Origin of the sequence: Siccirubricoccus deserti, from assembly GCF_014283215.1 — a bacterium.
Taxonomy (GTDB): Bacteria; Pseudomonadota; Alphaproteobacteria; order Acetobacterales; family Acetobacteraceae; genus Siccirubricoccus; species Siccirubricoccus deserti.
Genome location: NZ_JACOMF010000010.1, coordinates 53,387 through 73,728, shown reverse-complemented (window position 1 = coordinate 73,728; position 20,342 = coordinate 53,387). Strand labels below are relative to the sequence as shown.

General features: G+C 69.6%; 17 protein-coding genes and 1 tRNA gene. 11 read left to right on the top strand and 7 right to left on the bottom strand.

Going from position 1 to position 20,342, the window contains the following annotated elements:
- Nucleotides 1-11 precede the first annotated feature (11 nt).
- The 4 genes from H7965_RS10990 (at nt 12) to H7965_RS10975 (ending at nt 5,078) form a co-directional block, all read left to right on the top strand.
- Entirely contained in the window at nt 12-2,384 is a 2,373-nt protein-coding gene (locus tag H7965_RS10990; RefSeq protein ID WP_186770623.1) for a xanthine dehydrogenase family protein molybdopterin-binding subunit, read from the top strand.
- Between the two features lie 32 nt (nt 2,385-2,416).
- Nucleotides 2,417-3,292, top strand: a complete 876-nt coding sequence (locus H7965_RS10985; protein WP_186770622.1) for an MBL fold metallo-hydrolase — start codon at nt 2,417-2,419, stop codon at nt 3,290-3,292.
- Between the two features lie 221 nt (nt 3,293-3,513).
- Complete coding sequence (locus tag H7965_RS10980) at nt 3,514-3,930, top strand: Zn-ribbon domain-containing OB-fold protein (RefSeq protein ID WP_186770621.1); 417 nt, start codon at nt 3,514-3,516, stop codon at nt 3,928-3,930.
- A complete protein-coding gene (locus tag H7965_RS10975; protein WP_186770620.1) occupies nt 3,930-5,078 on the top strand; it encodes a thiolase C-terminal domain-containing protein in 1,149 nt (382 codons plus the stop codon). Before H7965_RS10980 ends, H7965_RS10975 begins: the two co-directional genes overlap by 1 nt.
- Before the next feature lie 229 nt (nt 5,079-5,307).
- Here H7965_RS10975 and H7965_RS10970 read toward each other — a convergent pair.
- A tRNA-Val gene (locus H7965_RS10970) sits at nt 5,308-5,382 on the bottom strand.
- Between the two features lie 135 nt (nt 5,383-5,517).
- Here H7965_RS10970 and H7965_RS10965 point away from each other — a divergent pair.
- Together H7965_RS10965 and H7965_RS10960 are read left to right on the top strand one after the other, a co-directional pair.
- Nucleotides 5,518-6,405 carry an N-formylglutamate amidohydrolase gene (locus H7965_RS10965; protein WP_186770619.1) on the top strand — a complete coding sequence of 296 codons (888 nt, stop codon included), beginning with the start codon at nt 5,518-5,520 and terminating at the stop codon, nt 6,403-6,405.
- Nucleotides 6,406-6,771: 366 nt separating this feature from the next.
- Entirely contained in the window at nt 6,772-7,521 is a 750-nt protein-coding gene (locus tag H7965_RS10960) for a transglycosylase SLT domain-containing protein (RefSeq protein ID WP_186770618.1), read from the top strand.
- Between the two features lie 53 nt (nt 7,522-7,574).
- On the opposite strand, the gene H7965_RS10955 is transcribed toward H7965_RS10960, so the two are convergent.
- From H7965_RS10955 to H7965_RS10930, 6 genes are all read right to left on the bottom strand, one after another.
- Nucleotides 7,575-8,711: a CaiB/BaiF CoA transferase family protein gene (locus H7965_RS10955; protein WP_186770617.1), complete on the bottom strand. Its 1,137-nt coding sequence runs from the start codon at nt 8,709-8,711 to the stop codon at nt 7,575-7,577.
- Nucleotides 8,695-9,054: a GFA family protein gene (locus tag H7965_RS10950; RefSeq protein WP_229682578.1), complete on the bottom strand. Its 360-nt coding sequence runs from the start codon at nt 9,052-9,054 to the stop codon at nt 8,695-8,697. The genes H7965_RS10955 and H7965_RS10950 overlap by 17 nt, the downstream gene beginning before the upstream one ends.
- A 1-nt stretch (nt 9,055) precedes the next feature.
- Complete coding sequence (locus H7965_RS10945) at nt 9,056-10,225, bottom strand: acyl-CoA dehydrogenase family protein (RefSeq protein WP_186770615.1); 1,170 nt, start codon at nt 10,223-10,225, stop codon at nt 9,056-9,058.
- Nucleotides 10,226-10,346: 121 nt separating this feature from the next.
- A complete protein-coding gene (locus H7965_RS10940; RefSeq protein ID WP_222440565.1) occupies nt 10,347-11,207 on the bottom strand; it encodes a c-type cytochrome in 861 nt (286 codons plus the stop codon).
- Nucleotides 11,208-11,293: 86 nt separating this feature from the next.
- Nucleotides 11,294-12,922: a thiamine pyrophosphate-binding protein gene (locus H7965_RS10935; protein ID WP_186770613.1), complete on the bottom strand. Its 1,629-nt coding sequence runs from the start codon at nt 12,920-12,922 to the stop codon at nt 11,294-11,296.
- A 70-nt stretch (nt 12,923-12,992) separates the two neighbouring features.
- Entirely contained in the window at nt 12,993-14,330 is a 1,338-nt protein-coding gene (locus tag H7965_RS10930; protein ID WP_186770612.1) for an NYN domain-containing protein, read from the bottom strand.
- A gap of 101 nt (nt 14,331-14,431) precedes the next feature.
- Here H7965_RS10930 and thrS point away from each other — a divergent pair, with 101 nt between their 5' ends.
- From thrS to acpS, 5 genes are all read left to right on the top strand, one after another.
- Complete coding sequence (thrS, locus tag H7965_RS10925; RefSeq protein WP_186770611.1) at nt 14,432-16,390, top strand: threonine--tRNA ligase; 1,959 nt, start codon at nt 14,432-14,434, stop codon at nt 16,388-16,390.
- 81 nt (nt 16,391-16,471) lie between these two features.
- On the top strand, nt 16,472-16,996 hold the full coding sequence (gene infC, locus H7965_RS10920; RefSeq protein WP_229682582.1) for a translation initiation factor IF-3: 525 nt from the start codon (nt 16,472-16,474) through the stop codon (nt 16,994-16,996).
- 195 nt (nt 16,997-17,191) lie between these two features.
- Entirely contained in the window at nt 17,192-17,593 is a 402-nt protein-coding gene (rpoZ, locus tag H7965_RS10915) for a DNA-directed RNA polymerase subunit omega (RefSeq protein ID WP_186770609.1), read from the top strand.
- Between the two features lie 10 nt (nt 17,594-17,603).
- On the top strand, nt 17,604-19,910 hold the full coding sequence (locus H7965_RS10910; RefSeq protein WP_390624561.1) for a RelA/SpoT family protein: 2,307 nt from the start codon (nt 17,604-17,606) through the stop codon (nt 19,908-19,910).
- Nucleotides 19,907-20,332: a holo-ACP synthase gene (acpS, locus tag H7965_RS10905; protein ID WP_186770607.1), complete on the top strand. Its 426-nt coding sequence runs from the start codon at nt 19,907-19,909 to the stop codon at nt 20,330-20,332. The genes H7965_RS10910 and acpS overlap by 4 nt, the downstream gene beginning before the upstream one ends.
- Nucleotides 20,333-20,342 lie beyond the last annotated feature (10 nt).

The following is a 20,342-nucleotide window of genomic DNA, read 5'->3' as shown; positions in this document are numbered from 1 at the left end:
GGGGAATGTGCATGGACGCTGGCTTGAAGCACACCAGGATCGGCAGCCCGATGCGGCGGGTCGAGGATGCCCGCTTCCTGCGTGGCGCCGGACGCTATGTCGATGATGTGCCGGCCTTCGGCGCGGCGCATCTCGTCGTGCTGCGCTCGCCGCATGCGGCGGCGCGTATCCGCAGCATCGATGCCGCGGCGGCGCGGACGATGCCCAATGTGGCGCTGGTGCTGACGGCGGCCGATCTGGAGGGACTCGGCGTGCTGCGCTGCGTCACCCCACGCCACCGGCGCGATGGCCGGCCGCTGACGCAGACGCCTTGGCCGATGCTGGCGGCGGAGGAAGTGCGCTACGTCGGCGATGCGGTGGCCGCGGTGGTGGCGGAGACCCGCGCGGCGGCACAGGACGCGGCGGATGCCATACTGGTGGAATACGACCCGCTGCCCGCCGTGACCGATATCGGCGAGGCGGTGCGGCCCGGCGCGCCGGTGGTCTGGCCGGCTCTGGCGCCGGAGAATGAATCCTTCGTCTTCCGCCTGGGCGACGCCGCCGCGGTTGAGGCCGCCTTCGCGAGCGCCGCGCATGTCGCCCGGCTCGACTTCCGCATCACCCGCGTCTCGGCGAACCCGATGGAGCCGCGCAACGCGCTGGCGAGCCACGACCCGATCGAGGACCGCTACACCCTGGTCACCGGCACCCAGCTGCCGCATGTGATGCGGAACGAGATCGCGGAATACGCCCTCGGCATCCCTTCCAGCCGGCTGCGCATCATTTCCCCCGATGTCGGCGGCGGTTTCGGCATGAAGGAGAGCCCCTTCCAGGAATATGTGCTGGCGCTGCACGCGGCGAAGCGCCTCGGCCGGCCGGTGCGCTGGACGGCGACGCGGACGGAGAGCTTCCTCACCGACACCCATGCGCGCGACAACCTCTCCACCGCCGAGCTGGCGCTGGCGGCGGACGGCACGTTTCTGGCGCTGCGGGTGAACACACTCTGCAACCTCGGTGCCTATCTCGCCTGGCAGGGGCCGGTGTCCTCCACCAACAATGTCGGCGGCCTCGCGGGCGTCTACCGAACGCCGCATATCTGCACCGAGGTGCGCGGCATCTTCACCCATACCCAGCCGACCGCGCCCTATCGTGGCGCCGGACGGCCGGAGGCGATCTACGCCATCGAGCGGGTGATCGACCTGGCGGCGGATGAGATGGGGATCGACCGGATCGCGCTGCGCCGGCACAACATGATCGGGCCGGAGGCGATGCCTTTCCGCACCGGGCTCGACTACACCTATGACAGCGGCGACTTCCCGCGGAACATGGCGCTGGCGCTGGAAGCCGCCGATTGGGCTGGCTTCGAGGCGCGGCGCGCGGCCTCGGCCCGGCGCGGCAGGCTGCGCGGCATCGGCATCGCCAATGCCATCGAGAGCGCCGGCGGCCCGCATCGCGGCCCGATGGAGGAAGCCGCCGAGATCCGCTTCGACAGCGGCGGCAGCGTGACCCTGTTGATGGGCAGCCACAACCATGGCCAGGGGCATGAGACGGTGTTCCGGCAGATCGCCGCCACCCGGCTCGGCATCCCGCCGGAGCGCATCCGCTTCATCAACGGCGACACCGACCTCGTCACCCATGGCCGCGGCACCATCGGCTCGCGTTCCATGATGGCCGCCGGCGGCGCGCTGGTCGGCGCGGCGGAGCGGATCATCGCCCGCGGCAAGCGCCTCGCCGCGCATTTCATCGAGGCGGCGGAGGAGGATATCGAATTCGCCGAGGGCATCTTCCGCGTCGCCGGCACCGACCGCGGGATCGGCATCGAGGAGGTGGCACGCCGCAGCTACGTGCCGGGCGCGCTGCCGATGGGCGATGAGCTGGGGCTGTCGGCGCTGCTGATCACCCGCCCCGGCGACGCCACCTTCCCCAATGGCTGCCACATCTGCGAGGTGGAGGTGGACCCGGAGACCGGGGAAACCACCCTGCTCAGCTACCTTGTCGTCGATGACGTCGGCACGGTGATCAACCCGATGCTGCTGAAGGGCCAGATCCATGGCGGCATCGCCCAGGGCTTCGGGCAGGTCTTCGGCGAATGGGTGCGGTACGACCCGGACGGCCAGATCCTGACCGCCAGCTTCATGGATTACCAGATGCCGCGCGCCGCCGATCTCTGCGCCATGGAGGTGCTGAGCAACCCGGTGCCGACCGCCACCAACCCGCTGGGCGTGAAGGGCGCCGGGGAGGCGGGCACGGTGGGCGCGCTGCCGGCGGTGCTGGGGGCGGTGGTGGATGCGCTGCGGCCGCTCGGGGTGCGGCACCTCGACCTGCCGGCGACGCCGGAGCGGGTCTGGGCGGCGATCCAGGCGGCGGGCAGCCCCCCTCTGGCCGCCCCGGCGCCGGTGCCATAGGCTCGGCTGCCTGAACCCAAGGGGGGATACCCATGTCCAAGCATCCGGATGCCCAGGTGCCGGCGGTGCATCACCGCCGCATCGGCGACATCACCGTCACCAGCATCAGCGACGGCTACCTCGACGGCTCCATGGCCGTCATCCAGAACATCGCACCCGAGGATGCGGTGCGGATCCTGCGCGAGAACCATCGCCCGGTGCCGCGGCGCACCGCGGTGAACACCTTCCTGATCCGCTCCGGCGACCGGCTGGCGCTGGTCGACACTGGCTGCGGCACGGCGATGGCAGCGACCGGCGGCAAGCTCTTCGCCAACCTCGCCGCCGCCGGCGTCGATCCGGGCGAGATCGATACGGTGCTGCTGACCCACATGCACCCGGACCATTCCAACGGCCTCAGCGAGGGCGAGAAGCGCCTCTTCCCGAACGCCGAGCTGGTGCTGCACGAGGCCGAGCTGGCGCATTGGCATGATGACGCGGCGATGGCGAAATCCGACGAGGTCGGCCGCCAGCGCAATTTCCAGGCATCCCGCGACCAGGTCGCACCCTACCGCACCCGCACCCGCACCTTCAGCGGCGGCGAGGTCTTCCCCGGCGTTACCGCCAACCCCTTTCCGGGCCATACCCCGGGCCATACCGGTTACATGATTGCCTCCGGCGGGCAGTCGCTGCTGATCTGGGGCGACATCATCCACCTGCCGGAAATCCAGGTGGCGCATCCGGAAGTGACCATGGCCTTCGATGTCGATCCGGTGCAGGCGGCGGCGACGCGGCGGTGGGTCTTCGACATGGTGGCGACGGATGGTCTCGCGGTGGCCGGCATGCACATGCATTTTCCCGGGCTGCTGCATCTGGCCAAGCGCGGCGATGGCTACACGCTGCTGCACGATGGCTGGCAACCGGCGATGTAGCGGCCGCCGGCAAGCTGCGAGAATGGCAGATGCCATCCCTCCCCACCGTCATGCGCGGGCCTGGCCCGCGCATCCGCGGACCATGGCCGGTTGGAAAGCCCTGGGTCGAGCCCGGCCATGACGACGGGTGGTGCCAGCATCGTTCCTTGCCGCCAGAGAGTTGGCCGGCGGCGGCTTCCGTGACAGTCTCCGCCCGCATCTGACCACGCAGGAGGAGACGCATGATCGCGCCAGGCCGGGCGAAGCCGAAGCCGACGCCCGAGACGAAGCATTTCTGGGATGGCGCCAAGCAGGGAAAGCTGCTGCTGCAGCGCTGCGGCGATACCGGGAAGGCCTATTTCCCGCCCCGCCCCTTCAGCCCCTACACCGGCACGCGGAACGTCTCGGTGTTCGAGGCGAGCGGGAAGGCGACGCTCTACAGCTACGTCATCCACCACCGCCCGGTGCCGGGCTTCACCCCGCCCTACGCCATTGCGGTGGTGGAGCTGGAGGAAGGTCCGCGGCTGATGACCAACATCGTCGATTGCCCGCAGACCCCGGAGGCGCTGGTGCTCGACATGCCGCTTGAGGTCACCTTCGAAGCCATGGATGAGGAGATCAGCCTGCCGTTCTTCCGTCCCGCCAAGGGAGGCAAGTGATGCTCGGACGCGGAGAGATCGCCATCGTCGGCGCCGCCGAGACGACCCAGCTCGGCGCCATACCCGGCATGTCGCAGATCATGCTGCATGCCGATGCGGCGCTGAACGCCATGGCCGATTGCGGGCTGAAGCCGAAGGACATCGACGGCGTCGCCTGCGTCGGCCCGATGATGCCGCAGCAGATCGCGCATTACCTTGGCATCACCCCGAAATGGGTGGATGGCACGGGGGTTGGCGGCTGTTCCTTCATGCTGCATGTCCGCCATGCCGCGGCGGCCATCCATGCCGGCTATGCCAACACCATCCTCATCACCCACGGCGAGAGCGGCAAGTCGCGCATCAACGCGACGCCCCGTCCGGCCGAGCCGGAGAGCCTGAACGGGCAATTCGAGATGCCCTTCGGCCCCTTCGGCCCGCCGACGCTCTTCCCGATCCCCGTGCTGCGCTACATGAAGACCCATGGCGTGACGCATGAGGATCTGGCGACGGTCGCCGTGGTGCAGCGGGAATGGGCGGCGAAGAACCCGCGCGCCATGTTCCGCGACCCGATCACGGTTGATGACGTGCTGAGCAGCCGGATGATCGCCTATCCCTTCCGCATCCTGCAATGCTGCCTGGTGACGGATGGCGGCGGCGCGCTGATCCTGACGAGATCGGACCGGGCGAAGGACTTCCCGACCAAGCCGGTCTACATCCTCGGCACCGGCGAATCGGTCGAGACCACCATGGTTTCGCAGATGGAGGACTTCAATTACTCCCGCGCCTTCCGCGTGGCCGGGCCGACCGCGATCGAGGCGGCCGGCATCGACCGCAAGGATGTGGATCACATGATGATCTACGACGCCTTCGCCCATCTGCCGCTGTACGGGCTGGAGGATCTCGGCTTCTGCAAGCCGGGCGAGGCGGCGGGCTTCATCCGCGAGGGCAACACCCGCCCGGGCGGCAAGCTGCCGCTCAACACCACCGGCGGCGGGCTGTCCTACACTCACACCGGCATGTACGGCATGTTCGCCCTGCAGGAGAGCGTGCGGCAGATGCGCGGCACCGCGCCGGCGCAGGTGCCCGGCGCGAAGGTGTCGGTCTGCCATGGTGTCGGCGGCATGTTCAGCGCCTCCGGGACCATCGTCTTCTCGAACGAGCGGCCCTGACCGGCCAGAGCGGAGCGCGGAGGGGCGTGAAGGAACGCCCCGAAGCGTGAAGCCGTTCTACAACAACAGGCTACAGCGGAATGGCGTTCGGATCTTAACGCAATCCGCTGTAGCGGCGTCCTCGGCTTGGTCGGCAACGGCCAGGTCGAAGCGCTGCCTGCCGCGGCGAGGACGCAGCGCTGCCGGCTCTATGCCAGAAATCGCTTCACTTTCAGTGCATTAAGGAGAATGGTGGGCGCGACAGGGATTGAACCTGTGACCCCTGCCGTGTCAAGGCAGTGCTCTCCCGCTGAGCTACGCGCCCGCCGTGCGGCGAAGGAGGCGGTATCTAGCCCGCCGCCGGAGGGTCGGCAAGTCTCCTTGCTCTGCTTCGTTCGGGTCGGGTGCCGCGCAGCGACAGATGACAGGCGCCGCCGCCTGTGGCTTGATCCCAGGGCCGATGGACCTCCCTCTCGACTTCACCGCATCGCTGCCGCCCGCTGCCGCGGAACCGCCGCCCTATCTGCTGACCCGGCCAGCGCGGCAGACCGTGCCGCTGGTCTTCGCCTCGCCGCATTCCGGCCGGCTCTACCCGGAGGCCTTCGTCGCCGCGGCCCGGCTCGACCCGGTGGCCCTCCGGAAGAGCGAGGATGGCTTCGTCGACGAGCTGTTCGCCGCCGCGCCCGGGCATGGCGCGCCGCTGCTGGCGGCCACCTTCCCGCGGGTGTTCTGCGACGTGAACCGGGAACCCTGGGAACTCGACCCCGGCATGTTCGACGGGCCGCTGCCGGCCTGGGTGAACACCGCCAGTCCGCGGGTCGGCGCCGGACTCGGGACGATTGCCCGCGTGGTGGCAACGGGGGAGGCGGTCTACCGCCACAAGCTGACCTTCGCCGAGGCCGAAGACCGCATCCGCCGCTTCTGGCAGCCCTACCACGCGGCACTGGCGGCGCTGATCGCCGAAACCCGGGCCGAGTTCGGCTACTGCCTGCTGATCGACTGCCATTCCATGCCGACCCATCCGGCGCAGGCGGCCAGCCCGCCGGACTTCGTCCTCGGTGATGCGCATGGCACGGCCTGCGCCCCCAGGGCCACCCGGATGGTTGAGGAATCGCTGCTGCAACTCGGCTACCGGGTCCGCCGCAACGATCCCTATGCCGGCGGCTACGTCACCCGGCATTACGGACGGCCGCGGGAAGGGGTGCATGCGCTGCAGGTGGAGATTGCCCGGCCGCTCTACATGAATGAGCAGCGAATCGAGCGGCTGCCGCGGATGCAGGCGCTGGTCGATGACCTGGCCCGGCTGATCGGCCGCATGGCGGCAAGCGACTGGTCGATCCTGCGCTGAGCGCCAGCCGAATGCCCCTGCCAAACGCCAAGGTGAGCCGCCTGACGGCAGGGTGATCCCGCTGCCGGTCCCGCCGTGCGAAAACCTGCGGGCCCGTAAACCCTCGGACTGCGGACAAAAAAAGGGCGGTGCCTTGCGGCACCGCCGAGTTTAGGGAGGAAACGTCCAAGAAAGGCAGACAACCCGGCAACGCCGTGTTGCTGCGATGCACAATCTAGGGGTCCTGCGACCCGATGGCAAGAGGAATTTTGCATCGCAGCATTCGAATGATTCAGCATGTATCTCGGTGTTCCGGCGCTTTCAGAAAGGCTCTTTGAAGACAGCGGCTTGGGGCGCTTTCCTGGGCCAGACCCTGAGGAACCCCCCATGCGCCATGTCCGGCATCTCGCCCTCTTTCTCGGAGTCATTGCCGTGCCGGCCCGGGCGCAGCCGCTGCCGGAGGATCCCGGGCTGCAATGCCGCCGGGCGATCGCGATGGCCGAGCGGGAATACCGACTGCCTGCCGGGCTGCTGCCGGCCATCGCCCGAGTCGAATCAGTGCGGCCGGACCCGGTGACCGGCGCGCCCACACCCTGGCCCTGGACCATCAACGCCGAGGGGCGCGGCCGATTCTTCGACACCAAGGCGGAGGCGGTGGCGGCGGTCGAGGCGCTGCGGGCGCGCGGAGTGCGGGTGATCGATGTCGGCTGCCTGCAGGTGAATCTGCACCATCATCCAACGGCCTTCGCCAGCCTGGAGGAGGCCTTCGCCCCCGCTGCGAACGCCCGCTACGCGGCGACCTTTCTGCGCAGCCTCTACAGCACCCGGCGGGATTGGGAGATATCGGCGGCGCATTACCACTCCACCACGCCAGAGCGGGCGGAAGCCTATCGGCTGAAGGTACTGGCGGCCTGGCCGGCGATGGCTGCGCGGCTGGCCGAGCTGCGCCGGCGGGAGGCAATGGCGCAGGCCTGGGGCGCGAGCCGCGGGGCGGCGAATGGGTTTCAGGCAGTGGCACTGTCGCTCGGGCCGCGTGCGGCGGCGGGCGCCAGACGTGGCCTGCTCGACCCGGCGCCGACGCGCGTTGCGCCGCCGCGTCGGGCGCCGGCGGTGGAAGTGGCCGAGGCCTGGCGCTGACGACCGGTGCCTGAGGGAGGAGCCGAAGCAGCGAAGCTTCGGCTCGGCCTGTGCTACCCGCCGAATTCCGCCCGGATCGCCGCGGAATGCTGGCCGAGCGACGGCACCGGCCCAAGGCTCCGCGGACCATCCGAAAGCCGGGCCGGCGGGGCGCCGATGGCCACCGGGCCTTCCGGCGTCGCCACCTCCACCCGCCGCAGCGCCGGGTGGTTGCGCAGCCCCTCGCAATCGTTGACGAAGCCGTAGGCGGTATTGGCACGGCGCAGCTTGGCGGCGCATTCCTCGCGGGTCAGGGAGGCAAACATCCGGCCGATATGCGCATCGACCATCGGGCGGTTGGCCACCCGCTCATTGTTCACCCGGTAGCCTTCGGTCTGTGGCAGCGCCGGCTCGTCGAGGAAATGCGCGCAGAAGCTGGCCCATTCCCGCTCGTTCTGGATGGCGATGAGGACCAGCTGGCCATCCTTCGTCTCGAAGGCGCCGTAGGGGCAGATGGAGGGATGGGCGAGGCCGATGCGCGGCGGATTCTTCCCCGTGCCCTCGTATTGCAGCAGCGGCACCGTCATCCAATCGGCCATGCCGTCGAACAGCGAGACGGCGATGCCCTTGCCGCGGCCGGTGATGCCGCGCTCGATCAGCGCCTCCAGCACCGCGGCGTAGCTGTGCATGCCGCAGGCGATGTCGCAGGCGGAAACCCCGACCCGGCCCGGCCCCTCGGCCCGGCCGGTCACGTAGGCCAGGCCGGTCTCGGCCTGCACCAGCAGGTCATAGGCCTTCATCGTGGCGTAGTCGCCCTCGTCGCCATAACCGGAGATGTCGACGGTGATGAGGCGCGGGTGCTTCTCCCGCAGCGTGGCTGATCCGAAGCCGGCGCGGGCCATGGCGCCCGGGGCGAGGTTCTGGATGAAGACATCCGCCTTCGCCACCAGTCGCTCCAGCAGCGCCTTGTCGGCCGGGTCCTTGATGTCGAGGCAGAGGCTTTCCTTGCCGCGGTTCAGCCAGATGAAATAGCTGGACTGGCCCTTCGCCACGGAATCATAGGCCCGGGCGAAATCGCCCTCGGCCCGCTCGATCTTGATGACCCGGGCGCCGGCATCGGCGAGGCGGCTGGCGCAATAGGGCGCGGCCACCGCCTGCTCCATCGAGACGACGAGCAGGCCCTTCAGCGGTTGGCTAAAGCTGGCGGCCATCAAAGGGCATCCTCTCAAGACTGTCCGGATCGACGCCATCCAGGCACCGGACATTGACCGCGATCATCTCCGCCCCGTCCGGCTTCCTGCCGCGCGCAAAGGATTCCACGCCGCAGCCGGCGCAAAACAAATGGTGGATCGTCTTCCGCCCGAACTGGTAGTCGGTCAGCGCATCCTCCCCGGCCTCGAGCGTGAACCGTGCCGGTGGAACAAAGGCCAGCAGGAGGCCCCGCTTCGTGCAGATCGAGCAGTTGCAGGCGATCACCTGCGCGAGGTCGGCCGTCACCGCGAAGCGGACCCGTCCGCAATGACAGCCACCCGTATGGGCGCCGGCCTGCGGCACCTCAGTAGCTCCGCGGCATGCCGAGCACGTGCTCGCCGACATAGCTCAGCACCAGGTTGGTGCTGATCGGCGCCACCTGATAAAGCCGCGCCTCGCGGTACTTGCGCTCGACGTCGTATTCCTCGGCGAAGCCGAAGCCGCCATGGGTCTGGATGCAGGCCTCGCCGGCCGCCCAGGCGGCCTCGGCGCAGAGCATCTTGCCCATATTGGCTTCCTCGCCGCAGGGCAGCCCGGCCTCGAACTTCTCGAGGCCCAGCTTCAGCAGCGCCTCGGCGGCGCGCATCTGCGCATAGGCCTTGGCGATCGGGAACTGGACGCCCTGGTTCTGGCCGATCGGCCGGCCGAACAGCACGCGTTCCTTGCTGTAGTCGACGGCCTTCCTGATGAACCACTTGGCGTCGCCGATGCTCTCCGAGGAGATCAGCAGCCGCTCGGCATTCATGCCATCCAGGATGTAGCGGAAGCCGCGGCCTTCCTGGCCGACCAGGTTTTCCGCCGGGACCACCATGTTGTCGAAGAAGACCTCGGTGGTGTTGTGGTTCATCATGGTGCGGATCGGCCGGATGGTCAGGCCGTTGCCGAGCGCCGCCTTCATGTCGACGATGAAGGTGGAGAGGCCCTCAGTCTTCTTCTGCACCTGGTCGCGCGGGGTGGTGCGGGCCAGCAGCAGCATCAGGTCGGAATGCTCCGCCCGGCTGGTCCAGATCTTCTGGCCGTTGACGATGTAATTGTCGCCATCGCGCTTCGCCACGGTGCGCAGCGCGGTGGTGTCGGTGCCACTGGTCGGCTCGGTCACGCCGAAAGCCTGCAGGCGCAGCGCGCCGGAGGCGATGCCGGGCAGGTAGCGCTTCTTCTGCTCCGGGCTGCCGTGCTTCAGGATCGTCCCCATGATGTACATCTGGGCGTGGCAGGCGCCGGCATTGCCGCCGGAGCGGTGGATCTCCTCGAGGATCGCCGCCGCGGCGGACAGCGGCAGCCCGGCGCCGCCGTACTCCTCCGGGATCAGCGCGCCGAGCCAGCCGCCCTCGGTCAGCGCCTTGACGAAATCGGTCGGATAGGCCCGCTCGCGGTCTACCTTGCGCCAGTATTCGCCAGGGAAGCGGGCGCAGAGCTTGGCGACCTCCTCGCGAATCTCGGCATGCGGATCACTGGCGATGAGGGGCTGGTCCATGGGGTTAATCCTCCGGCCCCCGGATTAGGACCCGCCGGATGGGCTGGCAAGCCCGGCGCGCAGCGCATGGTTCCGGACCAGGACCTTCATGTTGGCCGCATAAGGCCAGCCTGCGCCTGCTTTACCGCTCCACTGGCGGCAGGCTGCGAAGGTAGGCGATCAGCGCCGCCATATCCGGGGTGGAGATGCGGGCGTAATGGCCGAAGGGCATCGGCGGGAACAACTGCCTCCCGTCCTGCGAAACGCCGCGGCGGATCGCCCGCTCGATCTCCGCATCGCTCCAACCGCCGAGGCCGGTGGCCCGACCGGGGGTGATGTTGGCGGCGACCGAGACGCCCCAGGGGCCCTCGAAGGGCTGACCGCCGACCCCCAGCCGCTCCAGGTCGCGCTGCCCCGGGGCGCCGAAGGGGGTGTGGCATTCCATGCAATGGCCGACCGGCCCGGCCAGATAGGCGCCGTAGCGCACCATATCGCTGCGCGGCGGCGCCACCACCCGGCCGACTGGCGGGCCGTAGTTCGGCGGCAGCGGCATCCGGTAGGTCGATTTCTCCGAGACATTGGCGACCGCGGGGATGCTCCGCAAATAGGCGACCATCGCCGCCACATCCTCATCCGCCAGGTCGCGGTACCAGGCTATCGGCATCGGTGGGCCGATCACCGAGCCATCGGGGCGGATGCCCTCGCGGATGGCGCGGGCGATCTGCGCATCGGTCCAGGCGCCGATGCCGGTGCGGCGGTCCGGCGTGATGTTGGAGGCGACCGCGCGGAAGGCGGGATTGTCCTCGATCACCTGGTTGCCGGCCAGGGCCTTGCCGGGCAGGGGGCCGTTCGGGCCCTGCGGCGTGTGGCAATTGCCGCAGGCCGCGATGGTCTCCACCAGATAGCGGCCCCGTTCGAGGCGGGTCTCGGCGAGGGCCGGGAGGCTCGCCAGCAGCAGGAGAAACGCAGCAATCAGAGTGCCGCAACCGTTGGAACGCGCCACGCTATCCCTCCTCCGAGTGGGCGCGGTACGCGCCATCGTTACGGGACGCTATCCGGCATTCTTCCGGTCTGCAACGCGGTTGGTGACTACTCCGCCGCCAGCCGCCGCGGCAGCACCGCCTCCAGCGAGGTGCGCACCACGATCGCCGCCGGGCCGGGCGTGCGCAGTGCCGCTTCCAGCGCCGGGAAATCGGCGTTGCTCTCCACCTGTGTCACCGGCACCCGGAAGGCGGCGCACCATTGGGCGAAATCCGGGTTGATGAGGCTGGTGCCGGAAACCCGGCCGGGATGCGCCTTCTCCTGATGGATGCGGATGCTGGCGTAGCTGCCGTTGTCGGAGAGAACCAGCTTCAGCGCCGCGCCACGCGCCACCGCCACGGCGAGCTCGCCGCCGGTCATCAGCGCACCGCCATCGCCGACCAGCCCGATCACCGGCCGCCCCGGGCAGCGCAGCGCCGCGGCGACGGCGGCCGGCACGCCGAAACCCATGGCGCCGGAAACCGGGGCCAGCAGGCGCTGCGGCGGCGTCCAGGCAGTCTTGCGATAGAAGGGCGCACCGAAGGTGCCGGCATCCAGGGTAACGATGGCATCCGCCGGCGCCACCCGTTCGATCAGCTTCGCCACCTCGGCGAAGGCGACGCCATCGGCGAATCGGCCGGGCGCCACCTGGCAATCCGCCACATGCAGCGCATGCAGCCGCCGGGCCCAGTCGGCCCGTCCTGCCGGCGCCCCCGGGGCGTGGGCCGCCAGCGCCGCGATGGTCGCCTGGGCATCGGCTGCCAGGGCCAGCTCGGCCGGGAACAGCCAGCCGAGGAAGCGCGGGTCGGCGCAGACATGCACCAGCCGCTGCCCGGCGGCCGGCCAGCTCCAGCCCTGGGTGGTGATGTCGGTCAGCCTGGTGCCCAATGCGACCACCAGATCGGCCTCGGCGAAGGCGGCGCGTTGGTCATCCGGATTGCGCAGCCCGAGATCGCCGGCATAGAGCGGATGGCTGTTGGGAAACAGGTCCTGGCGGCGGAAGGAGACGGCGACCGGCAGCTGCCAGGCCTCGGCGAAGCCTTGCAGCGCGGCCCGGCCGGCTGCGGATTCGAAGCCATGCCCTGCCAGCAGGATCGGCCGTTCCGCCGTCCGCAGCAGCGCCGCCAGCCGGGCGGTGTCGGCCGGTGCCGGGGCGAGGGGCGCGGGCAGGGTCGCCGGCAGCGCCGGCGCGGCGCATTGCATTGCCAGCACATCCTCGGGCAGCGAGAGCACCACCGGGCCGGGGACGCCGCCCATCGCCATGGCGAAGGCGCGGGCGATCAGCTCCGGCGCCTGGTCGGGGTCGGTCGCCTCGCCCACCCATTTCGCCACGCCGCGGAACATGTTGGCGTAGTCGATCTCCTGGAAGGCGTTGCGGCGCAGGTCGCGCTTCTCCACCTGGCCGACCAGCAGGATCAGCGGCACCGCATCCTGTTCGGCCGTATGCACCGCGATGCCGGCGTTGCAGGCGCCGGGGCCGCGCGAGACCAGCACCACGCCGGGCAGGCCGGTGAGCTTGGCATCCGCCACCGCCATGAAGCCGGCGCCGCCCTCGGACCGGCAGGTGACGAGGTCCATCCGGTTGTTGGCGTGCAACGCGTCCAGCAGGGCGATGTAGCTCTCGCCCGGGACGCAGAAGGCGCGGTCGATGCCTTGCGCGGCCAGGAATTCGACGATGCGTTCGGCGGCGGTCGGCATGTGGCGGCATTCTCCCCAGGACAAGGCCTGGGTAGCGCTCCGCCGCCGCCTCGCCAAGCGGCAGCGGCGGTTATGCCTCCACCGCCGCCTCGCGCCGCGTCGCCAGCCCCACCCAGTCCCGCAGCAGCGCCAGCGCGGTCTCCGGCAGGCGCAGCCCCGCGGCGGCGGCGGCGCGGGTGAGCTCGGCATAGAACGCCCGGCCGAGCCGGGCCGCCGCCTCGGGCTCGGGCGGCTGGCGCCAGTCCAGCCGGGCGCGCTGCAGCCAGGCCACCAGCGCCACCACCGCACGCGCCGGCAGGTCGAGCCCGGTGGCGCCGGCCTCCGCCGCCAGTGCCTCGGCCTGCGCCGGCTCCGGCGGACCGGGCAGCGGCAGCAACCCGGCCAGCCCGTGCAGGGCGAATTCCAGCTCCGCGGCGCCAAGGCGGGGCAATTCCGGCAAGTCCCGCAACGCCAGCCGCAACTCCGCCAGCACCGCCTCCAGCGGATCGTCCGGCAGTAGTCCGGGCTGGCTGAGCGAGGGACGGTCGTGCCGCTGCGGGTCATACAGCCAGCCGCCGCCCGGCCCAGCCTCCAGCGCCAGATCCTCCGCCCCCTCCAGCAGCTTGGCGAGGGTGCCGGCGCCGCCGAAGCGGGAGGCGCGGACCCAGCCACCGAGCGCCAGGTGGATCCGCTTGCCGAGCGCCGGCAGGTGCAGCGGGCCCGGTGCCCCGGCCACCTCCTGCCGCAGCAGGGCCAGGATGGCGGCGCGCTGGGCGGCCGGCTCGGCCGGGTCGGGCGGCGGCGCGGCCGCACCGGCCTCTAGCTTTGGCGGCTCGGCGGGCGCCGCGCGGTCTTCCGGCAACGCCGTCTCGGCCAGATCGACCAGCGGAATCACCGCATCCGCCGCCGCCCGCAGCGCCTGGGCCGAGACGCCCTGCGCCGCCAGCAGGCTCAGCCGGTCATGTGCCCTGAGCCGGTGCAGCAGCGGGGTGAAGTCGCTGTCGCCCGACAGGATGAGGAATTCCTCGAACCGCGTCGGGTGGTGCAGCGCATCGGCGATGTCGAGCGCCATCTGGATGTCGGCGCCGTTCTTCAGCCGGGCGAGCCGCGGGCAATCCACCACCTCGAAGCCGGCCCGGGTGAAATCGGCGCGGAACCGGCTGAAGTAGAGCCGCGGCTGGCCGAGCCAGCTGGCCAGCGGCCCGCCCGGCTCCGGCTCGGTCCAGCCGGCCGGGTTCAGGTAGCAGCGGCGGACCAGCAGCCGGCGCGGCCGGTCGCCCCCGAGGCCCGCGGCCAGCGCCGCCAGCCAGCGCCCGGGGTCGCTGGCGAAATGCCATGCCACCGCCTCGTCCAGCCCGGCCAGGGTGGAGAACACATTATCGAAGTCCAGATAGAGTGCGGCGCGGCGCGGCTCCGGCGGGATTTGCATCCAGCATCCATGATCCTGCCGGCGGCCGAGGGCAAGCGCGGCTTGACGCCGGGCGTCCGGCTTCCCATGGTCCGCCGCCTTCATCCGGAGCTTGCCCAGCGATGCCTGCGATCACCCTACCCGACGGTTCCGTCCGCGCCTTCGACGGGCCGGTGACGGGCACCACCGTCGCGGCGGCGATCGGCCCCGGCCTCGCCCGCGCGGCACTGGCCATGCAGGTCGATGGGGTGACCCGCGACCTCTCGGCCAGCATCGACCGCGATGCCAGCCTGCGCTTCATCACCCGTCGCGACCCCGAGGCGCTGGAACTGATCCGCCATGACGCCGCCCATGTGCTGGCCGAGGCGGTGCAGGCGCTGTTTCCCGGCACCCAGGTCACCATCGGCCCGGCGATCGAGAACGGCTTCTACTACGACTTCGCCCGCAACGAGCCCTTCACCCCGGAGGATTTCGCTGCCATCGAGGCGAAGATGCGGGAGATCATCGCTCGCAACAGCCCCTTCGTGCGCAGCGTGCTGCCGCGCGAGGAGGCTATCGGCTTCTTCGAGGCGAAGGGCGAGAAGTACAAGGCGCAGCTCATCCGGGACCTGCCGGCGACCGAGGAGATCAGCCTCTACAGCCAGGGCGAGTGGGTGGACCTCTGCCGCGGCCCGCACATGCGCGGCACCGGCGATGTCGGCACCGCCTTCAAGCTGATGAAGGTGGCCGGGGCCTATTGGCGGGGCGACCACCGCAACGCCATGCTGAGCCGCATCTACGGCACCGCCTGGCGCGACCAGAAGGAGCTCGACGCCTATCTGCACCAGCTGGAGGAGGCCGAGAAGCGCGACCACCGCAAGATCGGCCGCGAGATGCATCTCTTCCACATGCAGGAGGAGGCGGCCGGCAGCGTCTTCTGGCACCCCAAGGGCTGGAAGCTGTACCGGGCGCTGGAGGACTACATGCGCCGCCGGCTGGACGTGACCGGCTACCAGGAGGTCCGGACGCCGCAGCTGGTGGACCGCAAGCTGTGGGAAGCCTCCGGCCATTGGGAGAAGTTCCGCGAGAACATGTTCATCGCCCGGGTCGAGGACGAGGATGAGAAGGACCGCATCCTCGCGCTGAAGCCGATGAACTGCCCCTGCCATGTGCAGATCTTCAACCAGGGCCTGCGCAGCTACCGCGAGCTGCCGTTGCGAATGGCGGAGTTCGGCAGCTGCCACCGCTACGAGCCCTCCGGCGCGTTGCACGGCATCATGCGGGTACGCGCCTTCACCCAGGATGACGCGCATATCTTCTGCACCGAGGAGCAGATTGCCGAGGAGACGGTGCGCTTCGTCGACCTGCTGTCCGGCATCTACCGCGACCTCGGCTTCAGCGAGTTCCGGGTGAAGTTCAGCGACCGCCCGGCGGTCCGCGCCGGCACCGATGCGGTCTGGGATCAGGCCGAGGGTGCGCTGCGCGAAGCCTGCCGGATCGCTGGCGTCGATTACGTGGTGAACCCGGGGGAGGGCGCCTTCTACGGCCCGAAGCTGGAATTCGTCCTGCGCGACGCCATCGGCCGCGACTGGCAATGCGGCACCTTGCAGGTGGATTTCGTGATGCCGGAGCGGCTGGACGCGGAATACGTGGCCGAGAACGGCAGCCGAAAGCGTCCGGTAATGCTGCACCGGGCCATTCTCGGCAGCTTCGAGCGCTTCATCGGCATCCTGATTGAGCAGCATGCGGGGCGCTTCCCGCTATGGCTGGCGCCGGTGCAGGTGGTGGTGACCACCATTGTCTCGGATGCCGATGATTTCGCTCGGGAGGCCGCGGCGGCGCTGCAGGCGGCCGGGCTGCGGGTGGAACTCGATCTCAGGAACGAGAAGATCAACCGCAAGGTGGTGGATCATATCGATCAGCGCGTGCCGGTGCTTGCGGTGGTCGGCCGGCGGGAGGCGGAGGAGCGCAGTCTGGTGCTGCGCCGGCTGCCAGGGCGGGAGCAGGCGACCCTGCCGCTGGCCGAGGCGGTCGCAACCCTGGCGCGCGAGGCGACCCCGCCCGATTTGGCGGCAGCCACGCCGGTGGTTGCACCGGCGTGAGGCACGCGCCATAAATGAGGCTTGCCTTCAGCGGCATGTCAAGATGAACAGCGACAGGAGACGACCATAGCACGAGGCCCCATTTCCAATCAGCCGCCGACCCGCGACGGCCCGCGGGTCAACGAGGACATCCGCGTCCCGCAGGTGCGGCTGATTGACGAGAACGGCGAGATGATCGGTGTCATGTCGGCCCGGGAGGCGATGCTGCGCGCCTTCGAGGTAGGCATGGATCTGCTGGAGATCAGCCCGAACGCCGTGCCGCCGGTTTGCAAGATTACCGACTACGGCAAGTACAAATACGAGCAGCAGAAGAAGGCCAACGAGGCCCGCAAGCGGCAGAAGGTCGTCGAGATCAAGGAAGTCAAGGTCCGGCCGAACATCGACGACCATGACTATGACGTCAAGATGCGCCAGATGAAGGGCTTCATCGGCGAGGGCGACAAGGTGAAGGTCACGCTACGCTTCCGCGGCCGCGAGATGGCGCACCAGGACCTCGGCATCAAGGTGCTGGAGCGGATCCGGACCGAGCTGGGCGAGACCATCAAGGTCGAACAGATGCCGCGGCTGGAGAACCGGCAGATGATCATGGTGCTGGCGCCGAAGTAGCCGCGCCGGCCACCACGGCAGGGCGTCCGTCGGGGCGCCCCCCCTCGCCATGCCTGCCGGCCACGGCGGGAGGGGCGGCGTTTGCCGCAGTGCGGCATAGAGCTTGCATTTCCCGGCCACCCTGGCTATCTGGAAGGTTCTCCTAGAAGCCGGTACGCCGTTGCCGCGGCGTTGCCCTTACCGCACGAGGCCGTCATGGCGCGCGTCACCGTCGAAGACTGCATTGTCAAGATCCCCAACCGCTTCGAGCTGGTGCTGCTGGCCGCCCAGCGGGCCCGCAACATCGGCCGCGGCGAGGAGCTTTCGATCGACCGCGACAACGACAAGAACCCGGTTGTTGCCCTGCGCGAGATCGCCGAGGAGACCATTCCGCTCGATGCGATCGAGGCCGACCTGATCAAGTCGCTGCAGCGCGCCCCCGAGCCGGAGCCGGCGGAGGAAGAGGTACTCGACCTCATCGCCACCGACGAGAACATCTTTGGCGTTATGGATGTGAATGAGGAGCTGCCGGCCGAGGCCGGCGGCCTCGACGACATGTCGCCCGACGATATCGAGGCGGCGATCGCCGCAGAGCTGGGCGGCGGCGCGCGTCGCTGAGGAGGGCGGATTGACCTCGCGCGACACCGGGCCGCTGCAGGCGCCGGTGCCGCGCGCACCGGAAGGAGTTGCCGCCGGGCTGGCGCCGCCACCTGTTCCCGGCATTGCCGAGGCGGGCGCGCTTGCCCAGCGCGTGAGGGCCTACGATCCGCGCGTCGATATCGCATTGATCGAGCGCGCCGGCATATTCGCCGCCGAGGCGCATGCCTCCATCGGGCAGACGCGCGAGAACGGCGAGCCCTATATCACCCACCCCCTCGCCGTTGCCGGCATCCTGGCCGATTACCGGCTGGACAGCGCCACCATCATCACCGCGCTGCTGCATGACGTGGCCGAGGACACCGCCGTCGGCCTCAAGGAGATCGAGCGGCAATTCGGCGCCGAGGTGGCGCGGCTGGTTGACGGCGTCACCAAGCTGACCCGGATCGAGCTGCAATCGGAAGGCACCAAGCAGGCGGAGAACCTCCGCAAGCTGGTGCTGGCGATGAGCGAGGACATCCGCGTCCTGCTGGTCAAGCTGGCCGACCGGCTGCACAACATGCGCACCCTGCATTTCGTGCCGAAGCCGGAGAAGCGACGGAAGACGGCGCGCGAGACGCTGGAGATCTTCACCCCGCTGGCCGAGCGCATCGGCATGGATGCGCTGAAAACCGAGCTGGAAACCCTCTCCTTCCAGGAGCTGCACCCGGAGGCGCGGCAGACCATCGCGGCGCGGCTGACCTTCCTGCGCGGCCAGGGTGCGGATCTGATCCGCGAGATCGAGCAGGATCTGAAGCGGGTGCTGGCGGCGCATGGCATCCAGGCGCTGGACGTGACGGGGCGGGAGAAGTCGCCCTATTCCATCTGGCGCAAGATGCAGAAGAAGAACGTGGCCTTCGAGGCGCTCTCGGACGTCATGGCCTTCCGCGTCCTGGTCGAGGACCGTGCCTCCTGCTACGCCGCGCTCGGCGCGGTGCACGATGCCTATCGGGTAGTTCCCGGCCGGTTCAAGGACTACATCAGCACGCCGAAGACCAACGGCTACCAATCCCTGCACACCGGGGTGACGGTGCCGGAACGGCGCAACGCCAAGATCGAGGTGCAGATCCGCACGCGGGAGATGCATGAGGTCGCCGAATACGGCGTCGCCGCGCACTGGATCTACAAGCAGGGGCCGGAGGTCGCCGCCGGCGGCAGCGCGCGGCGCTACCCGTGGGTGCGGGCGCTGCTCGACATCCTGGAGAATGCCGAGGGCGCGCAGGAATTCCTCGACCACACCAAGCTCGAGCTGCATCGCGACCTGGTCTTCTGCTTCTCGCCCAAGGGCGACCTGATCGAGCTGCCGCGCGGCGCGACGCCGGTGGATTTCGCCTATGAGGTCCACAGTCAGGTCGGCGACACCTGTGTCGGCGCCAGGGTCAACGGCAAGATCGTCCCGCTGCGCCACCAGCTGGAGAATGGCGATCAGGTCGAGATCATCACCGCCCGCGGCGGCCAGCCGAACCCGGGCTGGGAACGCTTTGTCGTCACCGGCAAGGCGCGCGCCCGCATCCGCCGCTTCGTTCATGCAAGGCAGCGCGAGGAGCATCAGCAATCCGGCCGCGCCGCCATCGCCAAGGCGTTCCGCCAGGAAGGGCTGGACTTCACCGAGAAGCTGCTGGAAGGCGCGCTGAAAGCTCTGAAGCAGCCGGGTTTGGACGAGCTGTTCCTGGCGGTCGGCTCCGGCTCCCTGGCGCCGCGCGAGGTGGTGCATGCGGCGGTGCCGGAGTTGCGCATCCCGCCACGCGCCAGCGATGCGCTGCCGCTGGCCCGGCCGCGCGGCCGGATCGGCGCCGGCCCGCTGCTCGGCAGGCTGGACCGGCCGGGCGACCGGTCGCGGTCGCTCGGCCACGGCGGCATTCCGATCACCGGCCTGGTCAGCGGCATGCCGTATCATTTCGCCGGCTGCTGCCATCCGCTGCCGGGCGAGCGGATCATCGGCATCGTCACCACTGGCAAGGGCGTGACCATCCACGCCGCGAATTGCCACACATTGGAGAATTTCGCGGCGACGCCGGAACGCTTTCTGGACGTCGACTGGGACGAGACGGTGGGCGGCGGCCGCATAGGCCGGATCCTGGTCGAGACCCGCACCCGCCAATCGGCGCTGGCGGCGCTGACCGAATCCGTGGCGCAGCAGGATGGCATCGTGACCGGGCTGAAAGTGCAGAACCGCGACGCGGAGTCTTTGGAGGTGGCGTTGGATGTGGAGGTCACCGACCTCCGCCACCTGGAGCGCATCATGGCCGCGCTGCGCGCCCCGGCCGACAATCTTCGGGTGGAACGCGCACGCGGATGATCCTTGGCATCGGCAACGACACGGTCGACATCCGCCGCATCGAGCAGACCATCGCCCGCCACGGCGAGCGGTTCATCAGCCGCGTCTTCACCCCGCTGGAGCGCGCCAAGGCGGAGCGACGGACCGAACGCATCCGCGCCGCCACCTACGCCAAGCGCTTCGCGGCGAAGGAGGCGGCGTCAAAGGCGCTCGGCACCGGCTTCCGGGCCGGCGTCTTCTTCCGCGACCTCGGCGTGGTAAACCTGAAGAGCGGCCAGCCGACCCTGCAACTCACCGGCGGCGCCGCGGCACGGCTGGCCCGGCTGGTGCCTGCGGGGTATGAAGCGCGCATCGATCTGACGATGACCGATGAATACCCCTATGCCAGCGCAGTGGTGATCATCTCCGCGGTGCCGCTGGCCGCGGCTTCGGACGCCGCCTAATCTCCTCCCG

What these genes read in the sequence shown, in the direction of transcription:
- H7965_RS10935 (WP_186770613.1), bottom strand. Translation starts at nt 12,922, where the DNA reads ATGCCGACCGCCGCCGAACGCATCGTCGAATTCCTGGCCGCGCAAGGC.
- acpS (WP_186770607.1), top strand. Translation starts at nt 19,907, where the DNA reads ATGATCCTTGGCATCGGCAACGACACGGTCGACATCCGCCGCATCGAG.
- H7965_RS10945 (WP_186770615.1), bottom strand. Translation starts at nt 10,225, where the DNA reads ATGGACCAGCCCCTCATCGCCAGTGATCCGCATGCCGAGATTCGCGAG.
- H7965_RS10930 (WP_186770612.1), bottom strand. Translation starts at nt 14,330, where the DNA reads ATGCAAATCCCGCCGGAGCCGCGCCGCGCCGCACTCTATCTGGACTTC.
- H7965_RS10985 (WP_186770622.1), top strand. Translation starts at nt 2,417, where the DNA reads ATGTCCAAGCATCCGGATGCCCAGGTGCCGGCGGTGCATCACCGCCGC.
- thrS (WP_186770611.1), top strand. Translation starts at nt 14,432, where the DNA reads ATGCCTGCGATCACCCTACCCGACGGTTCCGTCCGCGCCTTCGACGGG.
- H7965_RS10975 (WP_186770620.1), top strand. Translation starts at nt 3,930, where the DNA reads ATGCTCGGACGCGGAGAGATCGCCATCGTCGGCGCCGCCGAGACGACC.
- H7965_RS10955 (WP_186770617.1), bottom strand. Translation starts at nt 8,711, where the DNA reads ATGGCCGCCAGCTTTAGCCAACCGCTGAAGGGCCTGCTCGTCGTCTCG.
- H7965_RS10990 (WP_186770623.1), top strand. Translation starts at nt 12, where the DNA reads ATGGACGCTGGCTTGAAGCACACCAGGATCGGCAGCCCGATGCGGCGG.
- H7965_RS10960 (WP_186770618.1), top strand. Translation starts at nt 6,772, where the DNA reads ATGCGCCATGTCCGGCATCTCGCCCTCTTTCTCGGAGTCATTGCCGTG.
- H7965_RS10980 (WP_186770621.1), top strand. Translation starts at nt 3,514, where the DNA reads ATGATCGCGCCAGGCCGGGCGAAGCCGAAGCCGACGCCCGAGACGAAG.
- H7965_RS10965 (WP_186770619.1), top strand. Translation starts at nt 5,518, where the DNA reads ATGGACCTCCCTCTCGACTTCACCGCATCGCTGCCGCCCGCTGCCGCG.
- rpoZ (WP_186770609.1), top strand. Translation starts at nt 17,192, where the DNA reads ATGGCGCGCGTCACCGTCGAAGACTGCATTGTCAAGATCCCCAACCGC.